Source organism: Erwinia papayae, from assembly GCF_058241465.1.
Genome location: NZ_JBZCHT010000009.1, coordinates 1,265,834 through 1,288,806, shown reverse-complemented (window position 1 = coordinate 1,288,806; position 22,973 = coordinate 1,265,834). Strand labels below are relative to the sequence as shown.

Genomic DNA, 22,973 nt, shown 5'->3' with positions numbered 1-22,973 from the left:
AAAAAAACTCTATTCAAACATGGGGGGATAGAGTCCATGTCGGCCCGGCTGTGCCACAGCGGCCGGATTGAATAATTGTGAAAACAGCTGAGCAGTTAGGTTACCGCTATGTTTGTGACTGGCAAGCGGATAGCCATCGCTCTGGTTGGTCCACCAGTAACTGGTATACCGCATTGGATCAAAATGCATGGCGACTTCCCGCCAGGCAAGGGTACAAGGCATATCCTGATAGCCCAGAACATCCATGATAGCCGAACGGCCGGTGTCGGGTGGTGACAGCGGCGGCAGGTCATTCAGCAAGGCTTCAAGCTGAACAACAGCAAAAGGAACCGTAACGGCCTGGTGGAGGGTCGTTCCTAACTGCCGGAACCAGTCACCACACACGCTAAGTTGGGCCGGATGCCAGTGGGTAAGTGGCACGGTCTGAAGGGCCAGTAAAGGCCATGCCCGCCCCACGCGGTCGCGGGAGGGGACCAGACAGCCGATTTGAACCTGCTGTGAGCCCAGGGTGGCAGGCAGGGCAAAATTCCACACCGGAGCACGGCAGAACTCTGCGCTGACGCCATTGCTGTGCTGGTGCCAGTGTGACAGCCCCTGTTGAAACCAGTTAGTCCAGTTAGCAACGATGGTTTCAGGCAAATGACGCTGTAAAAAGTCGCCTGCGCCGGGTAATTTGCCGTACCATCCCAACGGTTTTTTTGCTGACATTGCTATTCCTCTCCGGACGGGTAATCGTCAGATGCGGCCGGAACCGGGGCAGGCGTGTCCAGCGGTTGTGGCACAGCATTATCCAGATTATTCACCATTTTGCGCATCAGCACGTTGTCCCGGGCATAAGGCGAGGTCTGGATCTGCCGGTCAAGTAATTGACTGAGGTGCCAGTCCAGCTGCTGAAGCTGCCGGGTAGTGACGCTGCCTGGCAGTGTGCGTTGCAGATTCTGCATCACCCAGCCCCGCAAAAACTCCCCGTCATAGCTGCGCGGTTGATACAACATTTGATAAGCCCGCAGAGCATTTCGGCTGAACTCACTGTCGTCCCCTTTATCATTGCGCAGGATTAGCGTGATTGCCTGAGCGACACGGGGCAACAGCAGGCTTTTCAGCGCGTTCTGATACAACCCCCAGCTGGCGTTACTTACCTGTACACCCCGATACAACCCTCCCCGCATACTCAGGGGCGGGGAAGTGAGTGAAAAATGCTCACTTTGGGGCAGTGCCACCAGACTGTTTAAGAAAGGTAGCAGATCCAGAATCTCTCCGCGATTGCTGGCCTGTAATCGTGTGGCCTGTTGCTGGATGGGAGCCAGACGTGCTGCTACCTGATGCAGATAGCGCTGGTTGTTGGCATAACTGGTGGCCCATAAAAATGTTGTCATGCTCAGTGCCAGCAGCAGAAAAGTATACCCGGCCCGGTGTAACTGATGGTTGCGACGTTCCCAAAGGCGATCGCTACCGGCGAGGTTGCTTTCTCTGAAGACCAGATCGCTGAGCAGAGAGCGAATAAAATAGCTCTGGCCTTTACTGGCCGGAATAGGCGCGTTGCGATTGACGCTGTCCCAGTTGGCAATGGAGTGGTCAGATGCCTCAGGTAGCTGAAGCTTGCGGGTCAGTTCCCCCATGATACGGTCAAAGGGCAAACCTTCCTGCGTTCCGCTGGTGAAAAACAACCCACGCGGTGCCCAGGGCATCCTGCCATTTTCTGCTGCGAAAACGATGTCAAGATAGTCCGCCAGTAGTGGACGCAGTGAGGCAAACTCCTGTGGAAAAAGAAAACAGTCCGAGCGGTGAAGCAGATCTTTTTCCCTTGCCATGTTGCGGGCAAGATCGTTTTCCAGTCGGCGGGTGAGCAGACGGAACTGGCGCTCAAACATCTCCAGGTGAGTGGAATCATCTGACTGGTCGATTTTCCATGGAAAGGTAAAGCCCCAGATGGCATCACGCTGCGTCTTGTCCAGCCCGCCATAATAGCTCATGAATCCTTTCAGCAGGTCTGTTTTTGTTACCATCACATAGACCGGGAAGTGAATACCCGTTTGTTGATGCAGTTCTGCCATGCGTTGCCGCAGGGCGCTGGCCTGACGGGTACGGGCTTCTGCCGTATCACTTAGCAGATCTGCCACGCTGATGGTCATAATCACACCGTTGACAGCTTGCCGGGTGCGGTAACGTTTCAACAGGGTGATAAAAGTCTGCCATTCACTGGCATCTCTTACGCGCTGGCTCTCCTGCAAGGTATACCGTCCTGCGGTATCCAGTAAAACGGCCTGCTGGGTAAACCACCAGTCGCAGTGCCGCGTGCCACCCACGCCGCGTAAAGCCGTTTTACCCAGGCTGTCACTGAGTGGGAATTCCAGCCCGGAATTAATCAACGCGGTAGTCTTACCTGCGCCTGGCGCGCCGACGATCATGTACCAGGGCAACTGGTAAAGATACTGGGCGTTAAACCGTTGCAGCCAGCCGTACGTTTTTTTTTGCTGATGAGCAGAGAACTGGATTTTTTTTAACAACATAGCCGCTTCACTGAAGCGGGTGTTAAGCAGCTCACCGGTTGCCGCCTGTTCGGCATGGTCTGTGTTCTGCTCCTGCAAATTGCGCAGCAGTTTGCTGTTGAACCATGCGCGATAAAGTTGCGGAATCAACTGCAATAAAATCCACAGGAAATAGCACAGACCGATGGCAATTTGTCTGTTGAGGCTGGTTTCCAGCCAGTGGCTGTCACCAAAAGGAATTTTTGGACCGGTTATCCAGATTAAAGCAGACAGCGCGGTGATGCCGAGAAAACTCCACAGCAGGCGATTGAAAATCAGAGAAGTCAACATTGACGACATCAGGATTTCTCCTTCTGACTGTCAGGTGTATCAGGGGAAGGGAAGAGAATAATTTCCACCCGGCGGTTTTGCGCACGATTTTCGTCACTGTCATTAGGTAACAGCGGGTTGCTGTCGCCGCGGCCCTCACTGCGAATTACGTGACCGGGTTTTTGTATCTGCAACATCAGTTTGCTGATGCTGCGGGCCTGAGCCAGCGAATAATCATAATTCGAGGAAAAATGCGAACCGTGCACAGGCCGATCGTCAGTAAACACCCTCACCATTATCATACCCTGAATGGTGTCCATGGCCGCTGATACGCGGGTGATGATTGCCCGGCCATGTGGCGTCAGATCAGTGCCTGATTCGTTGAACAGTTTATCGGCGGCAATAATAATTTTACTGCCACTGTTGCCATCGGTAACGTCCAGCTGACGAGAGGTAATCAAATCGTCAAGTCTCTGACGAATATCCAGCAGCGCCTGAGAAGAATGGCTGAGTTTACCAGGCTCCGTTTTGGGAAGGGGAGTTTGCCAGATGGCGCGAAGTAAAGGTGCCGTGGTGCTACTCAGTCGCCAGTTTAGTCCGGAGTAAATCAGACTGGCGATAAAGGCGGTCAGGGTGATGCAAACCCAGAGCGGGACGGGGGGACGCCACAGTTTGTCCTGACTGACGATAACCAGCGGCTGCGGGGCTGGCTCGCCTTCCGGAATGGCACGGGTATCGCTGATTAACTGTGCCAGTCGACCGCGCATCGCATCAAGCTGAGCACGACCCTGTTCCATCGCCCGATAACGTCCTTCATAACCCAGCAGCAGGCAGTAATGGATAACTTCCAGCAGCCAGAGATGTTGCGTCGGGGTTTGCGAGATACGCGAAAGCAGTTGGAAGACTTTTTCTCCTCCCCAGCTTTCATTGTGGAAAGTGACCAGCAGGCCATTGCCTGACCATACTCCGCGGTTTCCCCAGGGGGTTTGCGCTGCGGCCTCATCCAGAGTACTGCACAGGCAGTAACGTGCACCGATAATCATATCGAAAGGTAAACCCGCCTGCTTACTGTGAATTTCAAACTGGCGGATCTCATCCACCAGTTGCTGACGCAACGTGGCAGGATCGTCATGGGTAGCCGCCATGCGGATCTGCACGATGGCATTCAGTAACGGGGAAGCCGCGGTCAGTAGCAGATTTTCCTGACTGACGGCAGCCGTAATGTCAGCGGTGTTTTCCTGGCTCATCAACATGACTGTCTCTGCGGTATGGCACCTGTCTGGCAGGTGCTTTTAGTCTGTTCAGACGGTAAATCCTGGCCTTACGTGGCACAGTGAGCCTACTCCAGAATCCAGGTTGCGGTGTCGCTGTCGCGGCAGGCTTTGCTCTTACCGCCAACATCCACGCAGACTTTCCTGTTGTTTTTACGCACGCGTGGACGATCATTCTTTAGCGTGGCGTCATAAAGATCGCTTTTTACTCCAGCTTTAAATGGCACATAGCCGATAAGCTGTTGCTGATCCTCGTCTGCGATAGCCAGCCAGTGGTTTTCCACCTCACCCAGCACGCGGAAGGGTTTGCCATTTTCCAGATAGCGAATAATTTTGCCGCCGTAGTCCGGGCGGTTCATCACCGTCGCGTTGTACAGTGCCCGATAAGTTTCATCGATCGGTGTGAAAGATTGCGGTGCCTCTACGGCACGGCGGTGGTTCAGTTGCACGCCATCAACGACCGTGTTAACAAGCGTGTCATCAGTAATCTGAGGCGCTGTTTTACAGCCCGTCAGGGTGATGACGGCCAGCAAGGTGAGTACGATGCTAATTTTCACATTATTCCTGGTGAATACCATCAGTGAGCCTTATATTCCATAAGCTAAACCCCACACGCGTGTAGCCGGTACGGAAGATGCAAAGTCCGGCTGCACATCAAAAACATGCTGATTTACAGAAAGATAAATTTCCTGCCAGTTTACCTTACGCTTTTAGGAATGGGAACCATTGAGGCATACCACCCTACATGTTAATGGCAGCTCAACGTACGGCAGAAATTTGCGGCCATTTAAATTAAGAGTGAATGGTTAATATTTCTGATGAAATTTCGGGGGCGGCCTGTTGCTGTGGCCGGGAAATCAATCAGGTTGAGGGAGATGATCGGCACAGCCGGTGATGTGATCTCACAACACCGGACTGATGCATCAGTAGCAGCCTGTCAGTCATTACCAAAACGACCAATTAAACCGCTGGCACCCAGCGCATGCCCTTTCAACTGGCCCAGTAGCTGCTCACGACTCAGTCCCGGCTGGAAGGTATCCACTGCCAGGTCAGTAGCGATAAGTGTAAAGTTGTAATGATGCAGCCCGCTGCCAGCCGGAGGACAGGGACCTTGATAGCGGCCCGTACCGGACGCATTTTTGCCACCGGTATAATCTTTCCCATCAGTCAGCTCGCCTGCGGCGAAGTGGTTACGTTGAGGCGGTATGTTATAAGCCACCAGATGATCCACGCCAAGCCCCTTTGCCCCAACCGGATCGGTAATAAGCAGCGCAAAGCTCTGTGTTCCGGCTGGCGGATTTTGCCAGCTCAGCGCGGGAGACCGATTTTGTCCCGTGCAGGCAGGATTGCCTTTTGTTGCGCCAGCAAATTTTTTTGCCAGCATGCCATTGTCGTTAAAGTCAGGTGAACTGAGGGTAAACACCGGGGCAGCGAAAGCACTGGCTGCGCTCAACAGCAGTGCAGAGCACAACAGGTTTTTTTTCATCAGATTATTCCTGTTTCAGAAAGGGGCAGCGGGCAGTCTGGCGGATAATCAGGCGATTTACCAGTGGGTTATCTTTGCGGCATGGCTCTGAAAAAGCCCTGGCCTGTGCCAGTCTTCGCACAAAAGTGTTAAGCTGATCATGTTTTAAGGCCATAAGGCAGCGATGTGTTTAGCGCTGCAAGGGCCTGTCAGCTGGCAATAAATTGAGGTTATGAAAAGAGTAAACGGCCTGCCATCCTTACATCTCAGTCAGCTTGTGCTGGCTTTTGCGGCATCGGTCCCGCATGTCGCGCATGCCATTAATGTGGACACCCGCGTTGCCGCTGCTCCCTTCTCCGATCCCGGGCGCTTCAGCCAGCAGCTTCCCGATCTTGGCAGTCAATCTTCCTCCGATACTGCGCTGGAAAAACGGCTGGCTCAGGCGATGAAAAGCATCGGAGAAGCCAGCATGAACAGCGATGATGATCAATCCCTGGGTAGCTCTGCGGGGCAGTGGGCTTTTGATCACTTTCGTGATGAAGCCGCCCGTCGGGCAGAGAATGAGGGTAAAGCGCTGCTCTCACCCTATGGGCGGGCCACTCTTTCGCTGGAAGTTGACAGCCACGGCAATTTTGATGGCACCTCAGCACAACTGGTTACCCCGTGGCAGGATAATTATCAGTATCTGACGTTCAGTCAGATAGGTGTACAGCAAACCCGCTATGGTCTGGTGGGCAATGCCGGTCTGGGACAGCGATGGCTGGCAGGAAGCTGGCGGCTGGGTTATAACGCCTTTGTTGACAGTCTGCTGGAGTCAGATCAGCAGCGTGGCTCGCTGGGTGCCGAGGCATGGAGTCATTTTCTACGCTTCTCGGCCAACTATTATCAGCCTCTTTCCGGCTGGCGTGACAGCACCGATACCAGCGCGATGCGCATGGCACGCGGTTATGACATCAGTACTCAAGGTTACCTGCCGTTTTATCAGCAGCTTGGCGTTTCACTCAGCTATGAGCAGTATCTCGGTGACAAGGTTGATCTGTTTAACAGCGGCACCTGTGGCAGTAACCCCGCCGCTATCGAATTGGGCGTCAGCTACACTCCTGTGCCGTTATTCACGCTGAGCGCTTCACGTAAAACGGCAGATACTGGCGAAACACAGGACCAGTTCGGCCTGAAGATGAATTATCAGATTGGTGTGGCGCTCAGTAAGCAGTTGTCTGCCGATAACGTTGCGGCCTCACGCTCCCTCAGCGGCAGTCGTTATGATGCTGTCAGTCGTAACAATACGCCGGTGATGGCGTTCCGCCAGCGTAAAACGCTGTCGGTATTCCTTGCCACGCCACCCTGGCAGGTGCAGCCGGGTGAGGTGTTGCCACTGAAATTGCAAATACGCCACACCGCACCGATAAAAGCGATTAGCTGGCAGGGGGATACCCAGGCGCTGAGTCTGACATCGCCTGCTGACAGTACCAGTCCACAGGGCTGGAGCATCATTATTCCGCAGTGGGATAATTCAGCGGATGCCACTAATGAGTATCATCTTTCCGTGACGCTGGAAGACAGCCGACAGCAGCGTGTCACTTCCAACTGGATCACCCTCAAGCTGGTACAACCGGTAACGTTGCAAAACAGCAATGATAATGCTTTTGACCTGATGGCTCCCTGACGGAGCCGGCTGCCATCGGGCAGGGAACAGCAAGCCCCTGCCAGCACTAAGTCCCCGGGACATTTCCATGCCGTTGCCCGTTTGCCGCCAGTATCGTGGTCAGGCGGCGTGACCAACGCGCTGCGCCGTATTGGTGCGTGTTGCACTCTGATGAAGCGTGAAACGGCCACTTCTGAAAGCAAATCTCCCCGACGATCACAAAAGCGATATTTTATTTTTTCATTGCATAACTCTTCTGTTTTTATGCCGCGAGTCAGCCCGCATCATCACTGTATGCACTTTTTATGCATTTAAAGTGAATAGGTGGCTGTCTTAAGCTATTGATATTCTTATGTCTGACCTGATTTATGCATTTTTTTACTGGCTGGCATGAACCATGCAAATTACAGTACAGCCGTTATGAATCTTTTAATTAACATTACTTAAACTAATTATTTACCTGCCCTGTGCAGGACAATGAGGCTGAGATGCAATCAGAAGTGACTCGCGACGATTTTGATCGGTGGATCGTGCCGACCTATGCCCCCGCCAGCTTTGTACCTGTGCGGGCAGAAGGATCGACACTGTGGGATCAACAGGGCAACAGCTATATCGATTTTGCGGGTGGTATTGCGGTTAATGCCCTCGGGCATGCCCATCCTGCGCTTTGCCAGGCATTGCAGCAACAGGCGGCGAAGCTCTGGCACACGGGTAACGGTTATACCAATGAGCCAATCCTGCGGCTCGCCAGACAGCTGATTGATGCCACTTTCGCTGAACGGGTATTTTTCTGTAACTCCGGAGCGGAAGCGAATGAAGCCGCGCTGAAACTGGCCCGTAAAGTGGCACATGACAGCGGCGGTGAACAGAAAAGCGGGATTGTGGCGTTTAAAAATGCTTTTCACGGTCGCACGCTTTTTACCGTTTCGGCGGGGGGGCAACCCGCCTATGCAAAAGACTTCGCCCCTCTGCCGGCTGGCATCAGCCACGCCATCTTTAATGATTTAGCCTCGGCGGCGGCGCTGATTAATGACCAGACCTGTGCGGTAATTGTCGAACCCATACAGGGCGAGGGCGGCGTGATCCCGGCCGATCCTGATTTTCTGCGCGGCCTGCGGCAGCTGTGCGACCAGCACCAGGCGCTACTGATTTTTGATGAGGTACAGAGCGGCGTCGGGCGCACCGGCTCACTGTATGCTTACATGCACTATGGCGTCACACCGGATGTGCTCACTACGGCCAAGGCGCTGGGTGGCGGTTTCCCCATTGGCGCGATGCTGACCACGGAAAAAAATGCCCGCGCGTTGGGGGTTGGTACGCATGGCACCACCTATGGCGGCAATCCACTGGCGGGTGCGGTTGGTGGCGAGGTGATGGCATTAGTCAATCGGCCGGAGGTGCTGGACGGGGTGAAATTACGCCATCAGTGGTTTGTCGAGGGGCTGACGGCTGTCAATCAACGTTTGCACCTGTTCAGCGACATTCGCGGGCTGGGCCTGCTGTTAGGTTGTGTACTGAACGAAGACTACAGCGGTAAGGCAAAATTATTCAGCCAGGCCGCGGTGAAAGAAGGCCTGATGGTGCTGATTGCCGGTGCTGATGTGGTGCGTTTTGCCCCCTCGCTGATCATTACTGATCAGGAAGTCAGAGAGGGGCTGGCCCGCTTTGAAAGGGCCTGCCGCACGGTGATTGCCGGAGCCGCGCTATGATGGTGATCCGCCCCGTCGAGCGTGACGATCTGGCGCAGCTGCTCAGGCTTGCCGAAAAAACTGGCGGTGGGCTGACGTCGCTTCCTGCCGACAGCGCGACGCTGGCGGCACGCATTGAACGCTCCATCCTGACCTGGCAGGAAGCGTTGCCCAGGGCAGAGCAGGGCTACGTGTTTGTTCTCGAAGAGAGTGAGACGCAACAGGCGGTGGGCATCTGCGCCATTGAGGTCGCGGTCGGGTTGCAGGAACCCTGGTATAACTTTCGGGTGGGCACGCAGGTTCATGCCTCGAAGGAGCTGAATGTCTACAACGCCCTGCCCACGCTCTCACTGAGCAACGATCACACCGGCAGCAGTGAGCTGTGTACGCTGTTTCTCGACCCGGATTATCGCAACGGCAGGAACGGCTACCTTTTATCAAAATCCCGTTTTCTGTTTATGGCTGCGTTTCGCCAGCGCTTTATGCAAAAAGTGGTGGCCGAAATGCGAGGCGTCAGCGATCAGCACGGCCATTCGCCGTTCTGGGAAAGCGTCGGCAGCCGCTTTTTCTCGATGTCGTTCAGCGCGGCTGACTATCTCAGCGGTACCGGTCAGAAGTCGTTTATCGCCGAACTGATGCCTAAACATCCTTTGTATATCAATTATCTTTCGCCGGAGGCACAGGCGGTGATCGGTCAGACGCATCCTGATACCGCACCGGCCCGAGCTGTGCTGGAAGCGGAGGGATTCCGCTATCTCAACTATATCGACATCTTTGACGGTGGCCCTACGCTGGAATGCGACATTGACCGCATCCGTGCCGTTCGTAAAAGCCGCCTGCTGTCAGCGAGGCTGGTTACCCGCCTCGCTGACAACCAACAGCCTGTTTGCCTGGTTGGCAACGAACGCTATCACGATTTTCGTGTGATGTTGCTGCAAGCCGATCCTCACGGGGACGACGTTGCCCTGACTGCGGAACAGGCTGACATTTTACGCTGCGAGCCGGGCGATCCCCTGCGCGTGGTGACCTTATCAGGCCCGGAGAAAAAAGCATGACACACTGCATTAATGGACAATGGCTGATCGGCGGCGGGGAACATTTCACCAAATCCGATCCGGTGCGGGGTACCGTGTTGTGGCAGGGGAGAAGTGCCAGCCAGAGCCAGGTCTCCGCCGCCTGTGAAGCCGCTCGCGCTGCCTTTTCCGGGTGGGCCAGACGGCCTTTTAACGAACGTCAGGCGATTGTGGAAAAGTTTGCCGTCCTGCTGGAAAAAAACCGTGAAGTGCTGACCGCCATTATTGCGGAAGAAACCGGCAAACCGCGCTGGGAGGCGACGACCGAAGTTCAGGCGATGATTAATAAAGTTGCCCTCTCGGTAAAAGCCTGGCATGAACGCACCGGGGAAACGCAAAGCGCAGACGGCTCACTGCGCCACCGACCGCATGGCGTGATGGCGGTGTTCGGTCCCTACAATTTTCCTGGCCATCTGCCCAACGGCCATATTGTCCCGGCGCTGCTGGCGGGTAATACGGTGGTGTTCAAACCCAGTGAGCAGACCCCTGCCAGCGCCGAAAAAGTGGTCCGGCTGTGGCTGAATGCCGGGTTGCCGGGTGGTGTGCTGAATATGGTGCAGGGGGGGCGCGATACCGGTCAGGCCCTGGCGCAGGAACCTGACATTGACGGGCTTTTATTCACCGGCAGTGCCGCCACCGGCTATCAGCTACACCGGCAGTTTGCCGGACGTCCGGATAAAATGCTGGCGCTGGAAATGGGGGGCAACAATGCCCTGATTGTTGAGGATATCCCTGATGCGGATGCTGCGGTGAATATTGCTATCCAGTCTGCTTTTATCAGTGCAGGTCAGCGTTGTACCTGCGCGCGTCGCATGTTGGTGAAAAGAGGCGCAGCAGGAGATGCATTTCTTGCCCGGCTGGTGGCGGTGGCGGGGAAAATTCGCACCGGCAGCTGGGACGATGAACCTCAGCCGTTTATGGGCAGTGTCATTTCCCGGCAGGCCGCTGAGCATGTCTTCAGCGAATGGCGGGCGCGGGTTGATGCTGGTGGAAAAGTACTGTTGCCAATGCGCTGGCCTGCGCGCGACAGTGCGATTCTGACACCGGGCATTATCGATGTCACCACGCTGAAGAATCTGCCGGACGAAGAGGTGTTCGGGCCCTTGCTGTCGGTCGTCCGCTACGATGATTTTGACCAGGCACTCCGGCTGGCAAATGCCACGCGCTATGGCCTTTCTCTGGGACTTATCTCTGCGCAGCGCGCGCTGTTTGACCGGCTGTTGATTGAAGGGCGGGCCGGTATCGTTAACTGGAACAAACCGCTGACCGGTGCCGCGAGCAGCGCACCCTTTGGTGGTATTGGTGCTTCCGGTAATCACCGGGCCAGCGCGTTTTATGCCGCTGATTATTGTGCATGGCCGATGGCATCGCTGGAATCTGCGGATTTAACACTACCTGTGACGTTGTCACCTGGGCTCGATTTCAGCCCGCAGGAGGATAATAAATGAACGCGCGCGAAGCCAACTTTGATGGCCTGCCGGGCCTGACCCACCATTACGCCGGGCTTTCATTCGGCAATGAGGCTTCCACCCGCCATCAGCATCAGATATCCAATCCCAGGCTGGCAGCGCAACAGGGGCTGCTGAAAATGAAGGCGCTGGCAGACGCGGGGTTTCTTCAGGGGGTGATCCCTCCTCATGAACGCCCGAATGTGGCTGCCCTGCGCCAGCTCGGTTTCTGCGGTACGGATGCACAGGTGGTGGAAAAAGCGTTTCGCCAGGCTCCTCAGCTGTTGTCGGCAGCCAGTTCAGCATCTGCAATGTGGGTGGCGAATGCGGCCACCGTGTCTCCGTCTGCTGATAGCGCTGATGGTCGGGTCCATCTGACCGTGGCAAACCTCAACAACAAATTTCACCGGGCTATCGAGGCGCCTACCACCGCCGCATTACTGCGCGCCATTTTTCATAACGATGACCACTTCTGCGTGCATGATGCTTTGCCACAGGTTGCCCTGTTTGGCGACGAGGGGGCGGCTAATCATAACCGTTTCAGCCATCAGTATGGCGATCCGGGCGTACAACTGTTTGTCTATGGCCGGGAAGAGGGGAATGGCGACGTTTCTCCCCGGCGTTATCCGGCCAGGCAGACCCGGGAAGCGAGTGAAGCAGTGGCGCGTCTGCATCAGCTTGATGCCGGGAGAACGGTATTTGCTCAGCAGAATCCTGACGTTATCGATCAGGGGGTGTTCCATAACGATGTGATTGCCGTCAGTAACCAGCAACTGCTGTTCTGTCATCAGCGGGCGTTTCTGCATCAGCCTGCGTTGCTGGCGACACTGCGGGAAAAAATGCCCGGCTTTACGGTGGTAGAAGTGCCTGAGGAGCGTGTCAGCGTGTCAGATGCTGTTTCGACTTATCTGTTCAACAGCCAGCTGTTGAGCAAGCCTGATGGCAGGATGTTACTGGTGTTGCCGGAAGAGGCCCGACAGCATGTCGGCGTCTGGCGTTACCTCTGCGAACTGGCTGAAGGTGGTGGTTTAATTGATGAGCTGAAGGTATTCGATCTGCGTGAAAGCATGTGTAATGGCGGTGGGCCGGCCTGCCTGCGTCTGCGTGTGGTGCTTAATGAAGCGCAGCAGTCGGCAGTCAATCCTGCGGTGATGATGAACGACCGGCTGTTTGTTGCGCCGAATCGCTGGGTGGAAAAATATTATCGCGACCGCCTGCGTCATGAGGATCTGGCCGACCCACAATTGTTGATTGAGGGCAGGGAAGCGCTGGACGAACTCACCCGGCTGCTAAACTTAGGCAACGTTTACCGCTTTCAGCAGTAAATACAGGACTACAGCGCGTCAGATCGTTGCCGACGCGCTTTTTTTAAGGAGCATCCGACACTGATAATAAGGAATATGTATGCAGGATTTTCTGAAACAAACTCTGGCAGGCAGACCGCCTGCGCCGCTGACTGGCCGCAATCAGTATTTAAAATGGCAGTGGCTTGATGAAGGGATACTCGAACTGACGCCAGAGCATCCCTCGCCTATGGCGTTGGTTATTTCCGCCGGGATCCACGGTAACGAGACGGCACCGGTAGAAATACTTAATTCGCTGGTCAGCGAGCTGCTGGCCGGAACCCGCGTCCTGTTGCCCCGGCTGCAGGTGATCCTTGGCAATCCCCCTGCTCTGCGTGAAAACCGGCGCTACCTGCGAACGGATATCAACCGCCTGTTTGGCGGCCGCTGGCAGCATTATGAAGATATGCCGGAGGTTCGTCGGGCATGGCGGCTGGAGCAGGCGATGGAAACCTTCTGGCAGGCCGGACGTGGCGATGAACGTCGCTGGCATCTGGATATGCATACGGCTATACGGGGGTCATGGCACAGTCGCTTTGGCGTGCTGCCTCAGCGTGAAACGCCCTGGCCAGAGGATTTTCTGCACTGGCTGTCGGCGGCCGGACAGGAAGCGCTGGTATTTCATCGTGCACCCGGTGGGACTTTCACCCACTACAGCTGTCAGCACTTTGCGGCGCTCAGTTGTACGCTGGAACTGGGCAAAGCACTGCCGTTTGGCAGTAACGATCTGGCGCAGTTTGCCGCGGCGCAGGCGGCGCTGGCAGCAGTATTATCCGCCGAGCCACTTGCTGTTTCTGCAACCGTGCCGCGCCGCTACTGTGTTTCACAACAAATTACCCGTCATTCTCCGGCATTCCACCTGCATATGAGCCCGCAGACGCTCAATTTCACCGCTTTTCCTCAGGGCACGCTGCTGGCAGAGGATGGCGAACAGCGTTTTTATGTTCAGCAGGCGCGGGAATATGTCATCTTTCCTAATCCGGACGTGGCACAGGGGCAGCGCGCAGGACTGATGCTGGTAGAGGAAGGGCCCCACAATCAGGCTACAGGCGTGACTTAACCGACTTTTCACCGGCGGCACTGGCAATCCGTGCCGCCGGGTCTGAGCTCATAACCACGGCGCTTTTATGCTGTTTTAAACGCTTTTTTTCACAGCTACGGTGCCTCTTTTTAAATTTACTTTATCCTTTCCCTATCCTTGCAGCTGTATTACACTTCGCCATTATTTCTGCATAAAGCGCTTTAAATTCATATCTTTTTGCAATTCCTCACGATAATCTTCGCAATCTCTCCATGATCGCCGCCTTTTTGTCTTTTATGCTTTCAGGGTTTTACTCAGTTGGTGAGTACTTGACATTAAGAACACTAAACTGATTTCCGACAACCCGACACCTTGTCGGCTCAGACCCAAAAGTAAGGAAAATGGTATGCGTAAATTAACCTCTCTGGTTGTAGCTATGACTCTGGCGATGGGTGCTGCCAATATCGTTCATGCGGCGGCAGATAATATGACTCCTCCTCCTGCCGGTGCAGACAAACCCATGATGCACAAGCCGCCGCGTCATGGTGGTCCGCATGAGATGTTTATGTTCAAAGATCTGAAACTGACGGATGCGCAGAAACAACAGATGCATGCGATCATGAAAGACGCGCACAAAGAGATGAAACGGCCTTCGATTGAAGAACGCCGTGCAATGCACAGCATCATTGCTTCTGATACGTTCGACCAGGCTAAAGCCGATGCGCAGGCAACTCAGATGGCAGCCAACGGTAAGGAACTTGCGGTGAAAATGCTGGAAGTGCAGAACAAAATGTACAATGTTCTGACCCCAGAGCAGAAAAAACAGTTCAATGAGAACTTTGAGAAACGTCTGACGGAAAAACCTCAGCACGAAGATAAAATGCCTCCGGCAGAGGATTAATACGCCACTGCAAGACTGAATGGAGACCGCCGCCGTTGTTCACCTGCTTCAGGGCCGTGGACAACGTCGGCGGTTTTGTTTTCAGCTTTCAGCACAGCGGAATAATCGGGTATTTGCCACTGATTACCGGTTTACAAAGAATTTTATAGCCATCACTGTCAAAGCCCTGCGGCGTGGGGGTCAGCTCGCCGGCTGCGGCGATATCCTCTACCGATCCCAGATAATACCAGTTGTTAATCACGTGAATTTGCTTGTGCGCGACGCCTTCTTCCACCACGCCCACTGCTCCCTGCCAGGGCCAGCACTGTACGCGAACTCTCTCAAGCGCCGCCAGCAGGCGCTGATGGTGTTCAGCCATCGACTCCTTACCACAACAGGCAGCGGCACAACGCCCCAGACTGGCGCGGAAGCAGGCCCGCTGTGGACGAAGATTTTCCAGTCCCAATATTCCGGTACAGAGGCGTTGCTCATCAGCAATGTTATGTAGTGTCTCCAGTGCCGCCCGGCGGCTGGCATACAGACCAAACAGATTTGGCGTATGAGAAAAATCTACCTCCCGGGCATACACCACGGTGGGTTGAGTTCCACTGATATGCAGTGAGCAAAGCTGGCGATTTTTACGTAGCCGTTTGTTGAATAAGGGCTGCCGGATTTTGATCATTTGCGCTTCCAGTAGCAATGCACCCAGCTCTCCGGCGGTGGTGATAAAAGTAATGTGCCGTGCCTGGCGCAGCATCCGCGCTTCATCGGTATTACGCAGATGGGACATTACCCGGCTGCGGATGTTGACGCTCTTACCAATGTAGAGCGGCAGGGTATCGCTTTCTCCGTGAAAAACATACACGCCGGGCAGGGAGGGAAGGTCGGCCAGCGAAGAACGCAAATGCTCAGGATACTGATAGAACGCGGCGGGTTCACTCTCCAGCCGGGGGCTTGCTGCACGTCTCACCACATCTCACTCCATTTACTGGTTACATGTACAGTGTAGCAGACGTGCAATGCAGAAAAAAGCGTCACCGGGAATGGCGATACACCACGATCCTGACTCTTTGTGTGGCACGGATATCACCTTCCGCGCCGGTGAAAGACCCTGCCTGTGATTGTACAGACCGACAGTCACCTTGCCCTGACCTCTGGCTGAACCCAGGTTAAGTCATCCCGACGGCACCTGCCTTTTACTTTTTCTTCCAGAACTCATCGAATACGGTGATGGGCGGACGGCGTTTGTGTTCGGTTTTCAGATACCATCCCTCGACGATCCTGCTGGCGTCCTGACCGATATCCTTACCTTCCAGATACTGGTCGATCTGCTGATAAGTGATACCCAGTGCGACTTCATCCTGAAGCCCCGGACGATCATCTTCCAGGTCTGCCGTCGGATGCTTGAGGTAGAGATGTTCCGGACACCCCAGCGCTTTCAACAGTTGTTTTCCCTGGCCTTTGTGCAGGCGAAATATTGGGTTAATGTCGGTGCCGCCATCGCCGTATTTGGTGAAAAATCCGGTTACCGCTTCGGCAGCGTGATCCGTACCCACCACCACACCGGCAGTCATTCCGGCAATACTGTACTGTGCCTTCATACGTTCACGCGCTTTTTCATTTCCGCGAATATAGTCAGACAGCGTGATACCTGCGTCACGCAGCGCTTTTTCACTGGCCAGCACCGCTTCTTTAATATTTACCGTCAGCACGCGGTCGGGCTGGATAAAATTGATGGCATCCTGACAATCCTGTTCGTCAGCCTGGACACCATAGGGCAGGCGGACAGCAATAAATTGCAGGCTCTGGTCGCCCGTTTCGTCGCGCAGTTCGCTGATGGCGGTCTGGCTGAGCTTGCCGGTTAAGGTTGAATCCTGTCCACCACTCAGGCCGAGAACCAGCGTTTTAATAAACGGATTGGCTTTCAGGTACGATTTCAGAAAATCCACGCTGGTGCGAATTTCCTGCTCCACGTCGATGGTGGGCTTGACACCCAACGCTTCAATAATTTCCTGTTGCAGAGCCATTCACCTCTCCTCAAATTCAGTACATGCCGGTCTGGCGGTTGCGATAAGGTCTGTTGTAAAACTAACCTGCCTGCGACGAAACAACAAGATTCAATCCTGTTAACGGCCGATCTTTTGCTGATAAATCAGTCATTTTAGTGATTTATTCATGCAGATAATATCGTAACCGTTTTCTGTCGCCTGCCGGCAATGGTCGAAGTGCATCAAATCCTAGCGGCGCTGTTTTTACCTGCCTCTGGGCCAGGCTACGGCCGATGGACGGAGTGTTATTTCAGCGCAGGCTTCAGCCTGACAATTGCAGTGATCCCAGGTCACCGCCAGTGAAGATGTGCGCTATGGGGTGGTTTACAGTGCCAGCGGGTGAAAAAAACCAGTGTGAAGCGCGCTTTTTTTGCTTTTCAGGCGGAAAGCCCGTGCTCATCGTCGAAAACTCCTGCTGACGCATCCAGGTCACTCTTTTCCCGGTTTTTTCTTTATCACAAAGTTGATTAAACAGGCTTTATGTTCCAGGCTTATGCGGGTATGGATAATCTCAGAGGAATAAAAAACATGAATAAGGTTACAGGATTAATTGGTGCTGCTGTGGCTCTGGCTGTTTTATCTGGCTGTACAGCCTATGACCGTGCGGAAAGCTATGTTACCAAACCGGTAGTGCAGGATGTGAAAAAGGGTATGACCCGCCAGCAGGTGCGTGATATTGCAGGTCCACCTTCTACTGAAATTACCATGGTTCATGCCCGTGGCACCTGCCAGACTTATGTTCTCGGCCAGCGTGATGGTAAATTGCAGACCTACTTTGTCAGCTACAGCGATAATGGTCGCGTAATGAATTATGGTTTCCAGAGCTGTAAAGACTACGATACTGACCCACAAACCGGGCAGTAATTTGCCGCAGTAAAAAAACGGTCACCCAGGGGTGACCGTTTTTTTTACTGCTACAGGCCCGGCGGGCGGGGCACTTCCAGGTAGCGGCCATCAATATCACGACGATAGTAGTGTCCGTCCTGCACGTAGAAACGCTCACCATTATAATCAACGGCATTCATGCTACCGCTCAGGCGCTCTGCCGGTGGCTGAACCACGACGTAAGTGTTGTCGTTCTGACGCTGATAATACATGCCATTCAGGGCATAGTAAGTCAGACCACCGATAATGACCGCAGCGGCGGCATCTGGCAAAATTGACAGCCGTCCGGGACCATGCCCCCAGCCGCGTCCCCATCCCGGACCGGGGCCAGGACCAGGCCCCCAGCCACCCGGGTGAGCGGAAACCAGCGCGGGCGATAATAACGTTAAGGCAAGAAGAGTACTTATTACCTTTTTCATACAGTTTCTCCTGCTTCAGACTGAGGCTAACATTACTCCGGGCCAGCCAAAACACAAGAAGGAAAGCCCCGCTGTTGTCCGTTTCTTACACTGCTTAACGTATTCTTAACCCTTACTGCATGATCCCTCTTACTTTGCCTCTGAGGGCTTGCCGCGCAGTCAGCGCTGCCGGTTTTTTGCATCAGTCACGGTGGGTGCCAAAACCCTTCTGGCACCAGACGGATGCAAGCTTAAGCCGGTACGCTGAGTGCTTTCTGGCTTCGTGACCAGACGCGATGCGCGGCCATTGCGGCCAGAAATTCACTCATCAATACACCTTCGGCCTTATTTTCCACAATCATCCCTTCCTCCTGCTCATCATCGTTAAGACCAAACTGCGACATAAAGCGCCGGGCCGCACCGCTTAATGCAATGACTTTAAGATGTTTATAGGCTTCCAGCAGAAAATAGCGGGCATCACCACTGAGGAGCAGTGCATCAATATTACCGTCAGGGACAATCACAGCGTCAAAGGTCAGTGATGGCAATCCGCTGAAGGTGGCATCAACGGGCAGGTGCGAACCATCATCGGCGCGCACCTGTCCCATATGACGGGCGAGCAGCTTACTGTGTATACCCTGAGCCTTCAGTTCCTGAAGGATAGCCAGTACGTCGGCGGCAATGACGCCATCGCTGAGCAACAGCGCCACCTGGCGGCCTTTAACTGAGCCGCTCGGCACGGCATAAAGGCTCAGGCTGGCATCCTTTTTCAGGCCGTTAACATCTTTTGGCGGCGCGGTATGCATTTTTTCGTCGGAAAGGGCGATACCCAGATTTTCCGCGACGCTGTTTGCCAGTGACACATCAATATGCACCAGATGATCCACCACCCGTTCACGAATCCAGCTTCTGGCGACTTTACTCAGTTCAAATGAGAACGCATCGATAATGTGCTGTTGCTCTACCGGCGTCTGACTGTTCCAGAACAGTCGCGGCTGCGAATAATATTCCCCGAATGACGGACTGCGTTCCCGGACTTTGTGCCCCTCAATACGCTCCTGATAACTTTCAAAGCCGCCGCGTTGCGGGGAGGGAGGTGTTTCGCGTGGCCAGTTGTCATTGATGGAGTTGGGCTGGTAGTTCGCGGGATTGGTATCTATATCCATCCGGTGCATTCCCTGCCGTTGAAAGTTGTGATACGGGCAGGTAGGACGGTTAATCGGGATTTCATGGAAGTTTGGTCCACCGAGTCGGCTGATCTGCGTGTCGGTGTAGGAGAACAGACGGCCCTGCAACAGGGGATCATTGGTAAAGTCCAGGCCGGGCACGATATGGCCTGGGTGAAAGGCCACCTGTTCGGTTTCTGCAAAAAAGTTATCCGGGTTGCGGTTAAGCACCATTTTGCCAATCAACTCGACCGGCACCAGCTCTTCGGGGATCAGCTTGGTGGCATCGAGCAGGTCAAAATCAAATTTAAACTCGTCCTCTTCGGCGATCAGCTGCACACCCAGTTCATATTCAGGATAGTCTCCGGCTTCAATGGCTTCCCACAGATCGCGGCGATGGAAATCTGGATCGCGTCCGGTCAGTTTCTGTGATTCATCCCACAGCAAAGAAGCCTTGCCCGCGACAGGTTTCCAGTGAAAACGCACGAAAGTCGCTTTACCTTCAGCATTAATAAATCGAAAGGTGTGGATGCCAAATCCTTCCATCGTGCGGTAGCTACGAGGAATACCGCGATCGGACATCGCCCAGATGACGTTGTGCAGCGTTTCCGGTTGCAGAGAGACATAATCCCAGAAGGTGTCATGTGCACTCTGACCCTGTGGGATTTCGTTATGTGGCTCAGGTTTTACTGCATGAACAAAATCCGGAAATTTATGCGCATCCTGAATAAAGAAAACCGGCGTGTTATTGCCAACCAGGTCAAAAACTCCCTCTTCAGTGTAAAACTTGGTGGCCCAGCCACGGATATCGCGCACGGTGTCGGCGGAGCCTGCGCCACCCTGAACGGTGGAGAAACGCACAAAAACTGGCGTCAGGCGCTCCGGATCGCGCAGGAAGTCAGCTTTGGTGACGTCACTCATATTGCGGTAAGGCTGGAAATAACCGTGAGCCGCCGAGCCTCGGGCATGTACGATCCGCTCCGGAATACGTTCGTGGTCAAAATGGGTGATTTTTTCCCGCAGGATAAAATCTTCCAGTAGTGTGGGGCCGCGCGTGCCCGCCCGCAGGGAGTTCTGATCGTCAGCAATGCGCGTTCCCTGGTTGGTGGTCAGGGGGAAATTTTCGCTGCCCTTACGAAAGGTTTCCAGCGCGTCGATTTTTGCATTACGGGTATCAGGGGCTTTCAGACTGCCCGGCGCAGTAGGCTGTTTGCCGGGGGGCGTCGGTTCCGCCAGCGGTTTATAAGAACGCCCTTCGGGTGCCAGAGAATCCATGCCGGGTCTGGCTGAATCAGGCCCGGTTGCAGGGGCATTGTGGCTTATTTCCTTATTATCAGTTTCTTTCGACATGTGCTTTGCTCCGGTAGTGGTCACTTCAGACTTCAGTAACTATAGAACAGTGGTACAGGTACGCCTGTTCAGCGCAGGGTTAAGCCGCCTGGCAGAATGCTTACCGGTGGGAAATGGTAGGAGTGGGGCAGGTTAGCGTGATGACGGTGGCATCTCATCTCTGCCCCGGAGGATTTCGTTATGGCGAACAAGGTCGGGGCGGAGGTCATTCACCGCGAAAAATGAAAGAGGCCGGATGACCGGCCTCAGCTGAGAAATATTTAAGCGTGCAGAGGGTTAGCGCTGGGCTAATGCCACATCGTTTTCGGCATCACTGTTCATCCGTGATTTATCTGTCTGCTTCAGCCACTGGCTGGTCAGCGTCCCGGCGGTTACCGAGCCGTTAACATTCAGGGCAGTTCGGCCCATATCAATCAGCGGTTCAATTGAGATCAGTAATGCCACCAGCGTCACCGGCAGTCCAAGCGTTGGCAGTACGATCAGCGCGGCGAATGTTGCGCCGCCCCCGACGCCTGCCACACCGGCAGAGCTGAGCGTCACAACACCGACCAGCGTGGCGATCCACATCGGGTCAAAGGGGTTAATACCCACCGTGGGCGCGACCATTACTGCCAGCATCGTGGGATAAAGCCCGGCACAGCCGTTCTGCCCAATGGTGGCGCCAAATGAGGCTGCAAAGCTGGCAATGGATTCAGGAATGCCCAGACGGCGGGTTTGTGCTTCAACGCTCAGTGGAATAGTGGCGGCACTGGAACGGCTGGTGAAGGCAAATGTCAGCACCGGCCACATTTTCCGGAAAAAACGTCCGGGATTAACGCCGTTAACTGACAGTAACAGCGCATGGACCGCAAACATAATCGCCAGTCCCAGATAAGAAGCCAGCACGAATCCACCCAGTTTGATGATGTCATTCATGTTTGAGCTGGCCACGACTTTAGTCATCAGCGCCATCACACCGTAAGGGGTCAGTTTCATAATCAGCCTGACCAGCTTCATCACCCAGGCCTGTAAGACGTCGATGGCTGCCAGCACACGTTCGCCCTTCGGTTTATCATCTCTTAACAGGTGCAGAGCGGCGACGCCGAGGAACGCAGCAAAGATAACCACGCTGATAATGGATGTCGGATTCGCGCCGGTCAAATCGGCAAACGGATTTTTTGGGATAAAGGAAAGCAGCAGTTGAGGCGGCGACAGATCGGCGACTTTACCAACGTAATTAGATTGCAGGGCAGCAAGGCGCGCCGTTTCCTGCGCACCCTGGACCAGACCACTGGCGTTCAGGCCAAACAGCCAGGTGACGAATACGCCCACCAGTGCGGAAATCGCAGTCGTAAACAGCAGAACGCTGATAGTCAGCGTGCTGATTTTGCCCAGAGAAGAAGCGTTGTGCAGTCGTGCCACCGCGCTGAGGATCGAAGCAAAAACCAGCGGCATCACAATCATTTGCAGCAGCTGAACATAGCCGTTGCCTGCGAGATTAAACCACGTGATTGAGGTTTTTAGCGTCGGATTATCTGCGCCATAAATAGTTTGTAAAGACAGCCCAAACAGTACGCCAATCACCAGGCCCGTCAGCACCCGTCTGGACAGGCTCCAGCTACTGTTGCCGCATCTGGCCAGAATGACCAGCAGAATGATAAATGCCGCCAGGTTAGCCAGTAATGGAAAGTTCATCCCCGTATCTCCAATGGTTTCGGGGTTGACTTCGCCCCGTCAATAACTGTTATTTTTTGTTGCGCAACAGGTGCGTCTTTGCGCGCATGTTAACAGTGAGGGCAGAAACAGCGATATATCCAAAAGACATGTCTTATAGCTAATGGGCATTAAAAACCGCTACCAGGCTGGTTGCTGTTTAATTAAGCGGCCGATGCTGTTCTGAACGGAATTAATCATTTGCGCCGGCCAGCCGTTTGCGCCTGAGGGCGGCATACCTGGAGGAAACCACATGGCGTACCCCACCAGCGCCAGACACAAGGCTCTCTCCAGTTGATTGCCTTTCTGGCTGTTCAGTAATGGCAGACGAAAACGCCAGCGGCACGGCCACAGCAATGGCACCCCGGCAGGGGTAAGCATGTCGGCGGCGATATGACTCAGATAGCCCAGTACCAGGCCCTGAAAGGCATCGGCGGGAATAATTCCCTGTGAAGGAATTTTCAGTTGTAACAACGCCACCGCAGCAATCACCGCCAGCAGGGAGTGGGTAAACCCCCGGTGACCGAACAGCCGGGCGACCGGATGAGAGATCCATTTCAGGCGCTGGCCCAGAAACGATTTAGGATGGTCAATATCCGGTAGCAGGCAGGTCAGCAGTGCGGCGGGAATGATGTGCCACCAGTCACCGCTTGCCAGTTCTGGCGTCAGCTCAGCCCGTTTGGCAAATATGGCGCTGGCGATAGCAAAAATTAGATGGCCTTCGGCCGTCATGATCACACCCGGTTATATTACTGTCATTTCATCCAGTATAGGGGATATATACAGTGTAATAAACAGGTTA

General features: G+C 54.3%; 19 protein-coding genes. 8 read left to right on the top strand and 11 right to left on the bottom strand.

Annotation, left to right across the window (positions count from 1 at the left end; all coding sequences use genetic code 11):
• Window positions 1-9 precede the first annotated feature (9 nt).
• The 5 genes from tagF to AC3RPL_RS10875 form a co-directional block, all read right to left on the bottom strand.
• Window positions 10-708, bottom strand: coding sequence for a type VI secretion system-associated protein TagF (tagF, locus tag AC3RPL_RS10895; RefSeq protein ID WP_490740033.1), 699 nt, complete (start codon window positions 706-708; stop codon window positions 10-12).
• Between the two features lie 2 nt (window positions 709-710).
• Window positions 711-2,828, bottom strand: coding sequence for a type VI secretion system membrane subunit TssM (gene tssM / locus AC3RPL_RS10890; protein WP_490740032.1), 2,118 nt, complete (start codon window positions 2,826-2,828; stop codon window positions 711-713).
• Window positions 2,828-4,084 carry a type IVB secretion system protein IcmH/DotU gene (gene icmH, locus AC3RPL_RS10885; protein ID WP_490740674.1) on the bottom strand — a complete coding sequence of 419 codons (1,257 nt, stop codon included), beginning with the start codon at window positions 4,082-4,084 and terminating at the stop codon, window positions 2,828-2,830. The genes tssM and icmH overlap by 1 nt, the downstream gene beginning before the upstream one ends.
• A 53-nt stretch (window positions 4,085-4,137) precedes the next feature.
• Window positions 4,138-4,647, bottom strand: a complete 510-nt coding sequence (locus tag AC3RPL_RS10880) for an SH3 domain-containing protein (RefSeq protein WP_490740031.1) — start codon at window positions 4,645-4,647, stop codon at window positions 4,138-4,140.
• A 359-nt stretch (window positions 4,648-5,006) separates the two neighbouring features.
• Complete coding sequence (locus AC3RPL_RS10875) at window positions 5,007-5,555, bottom strand: YbhB/YbcL family Raf kinase inhibitor-like protein (RefSeq protein ID WP_490740030.1); 549 nt, start codon at window positions 5,553-5,555, stop codon at window positions 5,007-5,009.
• 211 nt (window positions 5,556-5,766) lie between these two features.
• Here AC3RPL_RS10875 and AC3RPL_RS10870 point away from each other — a divergent pair, with 211 nt between their 5' ends.
• The 7 genes from AC3RPL_RS10870 (at window position 5,767) to spy (ending at window position 14,653) form a co-directional block, all read left to right on the top strand.
• Window positions 5,767-7,200: a YchO/YchP family invasin gene (locus tag AC3RPL_RS10870; protein WP_490740029.1), complete on the top strand. Its 1,434-nt coding sequence runs from the start codon at window positions 5,767-5,769 to the stop codon at window positions 7,198-7,200.
• A 467-nt stretch (window positions 7,201-7,667) separates the two neighbouring features.
• Complete coding sequence (locus AC3RPL_RS10865) at window positions 7,668-8,888, top strand: bifunctional succinylornithine transaminase/acetylornithine transaminase (RefSeq protein ID WP_490740028.1); 1,221 nt, start codon at window positions 7,668-7,670, stop codon at window positions 8,886-8,888.
• Window positions 8,885-9,922, top strand: coding sequence for an arginine N-succinyltransferase (gene astA / locus AC3RPL_RS10860; RefSeq protein WP_490740027.1), 1,038 nt, complete (start codon window positions 8,885-8,887; stop codon window positions 9,920-9,922). The genes AC3RPL_RS10865 and astA overlap by 4 nt, the downstream gene beginning before the upstream one ends.
• A complete protein-coding gene (gene astD / locus AC3RPL_RS10855) occupies window positions 9,919-11,388 on the top strand; it encodes a succinylglutamate-semialdehyde dehydrogenase (RefSeq protein WP_490740026.1) in 1,470 nt (489 codons plus the stop codon). The genes astA and astD overlap by 4 nt, the downstream gene beginning before the upstream one ends.
• Complete coding sequence (gene astB / locus AC3RPL_RS10850; protein ID WP_490740025.1) at window positions 11,385-12,713, top strand: N-succinylarginine dihydrolase; 1,329 nt, start codon at window positions 11,385-11,387, stop codon at window positions 12,711-12,713. The genes astD and astB overlap by 4 nt, the downstream gene beginning before the upstream one ends.
• 79 nt (window positions 12,714-12,792) lie before the next feature.
• Complete coding sequence (astE, locus tag AC3RPL_RS10845) at window positions 12,793-13,791, top strand: succinylglutamate desuccinylase (RefSeq protein ID WP_490740024.1); 999 nt, start codon at window positions 12,793-12,795, stop codon at window positions 13,789-13,791.
• 367 nt (window positions 13,792-14,158) lie between these two features.
• A complete protein-coding gene (spy, locus tag AC3RPL_RS10840) occupies window positions 14,159-14,653 on the top strand; it encodes an ATP-independent periplasmic protein-refolding chaperone Spy (protein WP_490740023.1) in 495 nt (164 codons plus the stop codon).
• 88 nt (window positions 14,654-14,741) lie between these two features.
• Here the strand turns inward: spy and cho are convergent, their stop codons facing one another.
• On the bottom strand, window positions 14,742-15,605 hold the full coding sequence (gene cho / locus AC3RPL_RS10835) for an excinuclease Cho (protein WP_490740022.1): 864 nt from the start codon (window positions 15,603-15,605) through the stop codon (window positions 14,742-14,744).
• A 223-nt stretch (window positions 15,606-15,828) separates the two neighbouring features.
• The gene (gene nadE / locus AC3RPL_RS10830; RefSeq protein ID WP_261640695.1) at window positions 15,829-16,659 is read right to left on the bottom strand and encodes an NAD(+) synthase; all 831 of its coding nucleotides are present in this window, start codon (window positions 16,657-16,659) and stop codon (window positions 15,829-15,831) included.
• Between the two features lie 549 nt (window positions 16,660-17,208).
• Here nadE and osmE point away from each other — a divergent pair.
• Complete coding sequence (gene osmE / locus AC3RPL_RS10825) at window positions 17,209-17,544, top strand: osmotically-inducible lipoprotein OsmE (protein WP_034940459.1); 336 nt, start codon at window positions 17,209-17,211, stop codon at window positions 17,542-17,544.
• 50 nt (window positions 17,545-17,594) lie between these two features.
• Here osmE and AC3RPL_RS10820 read toward each other — a convergent pair whose 3' ends face one another.
• The 4 genes from AC3RPL_RS10820 to AC3RPL_RS10805 form a co-directional block, all read right to left on the bottom strand.
• Complete coding sequence (locus tag AC3RPL_RS10820; protein WP_034940461.1) at window positions 17,595-17,984, bottom strand: DUF6515 family protein; 390 nt, start codon at window positions 17,982-17,984, stop codon at window positions 17,595-17,597.
• Window positions 17,985-18,214: 230 nt separating this feature from the next.
• On the bottom strand, window positions 18,215-20,479 hold the full coding sequence (katE, locus tag AC3RPL_RS10815) for a catalase HPII (protein ID WP_490740021.1): 2,265 nt from the start codon (window positions 20,477-20,479) through the stop codon (window positions 18,215-18,217).
• Between the two features lie 276 nt (window positions 20,480-20,755).
• Entirely contained in the window at window positions 20,756-22,153 is a 1,398-nt protein-coding gene (locus AC3RPL_RS10810; RefSeq protein WP_490740020.1) for an L-cystine transporter, read from the bottom strand.
• A 159-nt stretch (window positions 22,154-22,312) separates the two neighbouring features.
• On the bottom strand, window positions 22,313-22,903 hold the full coding sequence (locus tag AC3RPL_RS10805) for a metal-dependent hydrolase (RefSeq protein WP_490740019.1): 591 nt from the start codon (window positions 22,901-22,903) through the stop codon (window positions 22,313-22,315).
• Between the last annotated feature and the right edge of the window lie 70 nt (window positions 22,904-22,973).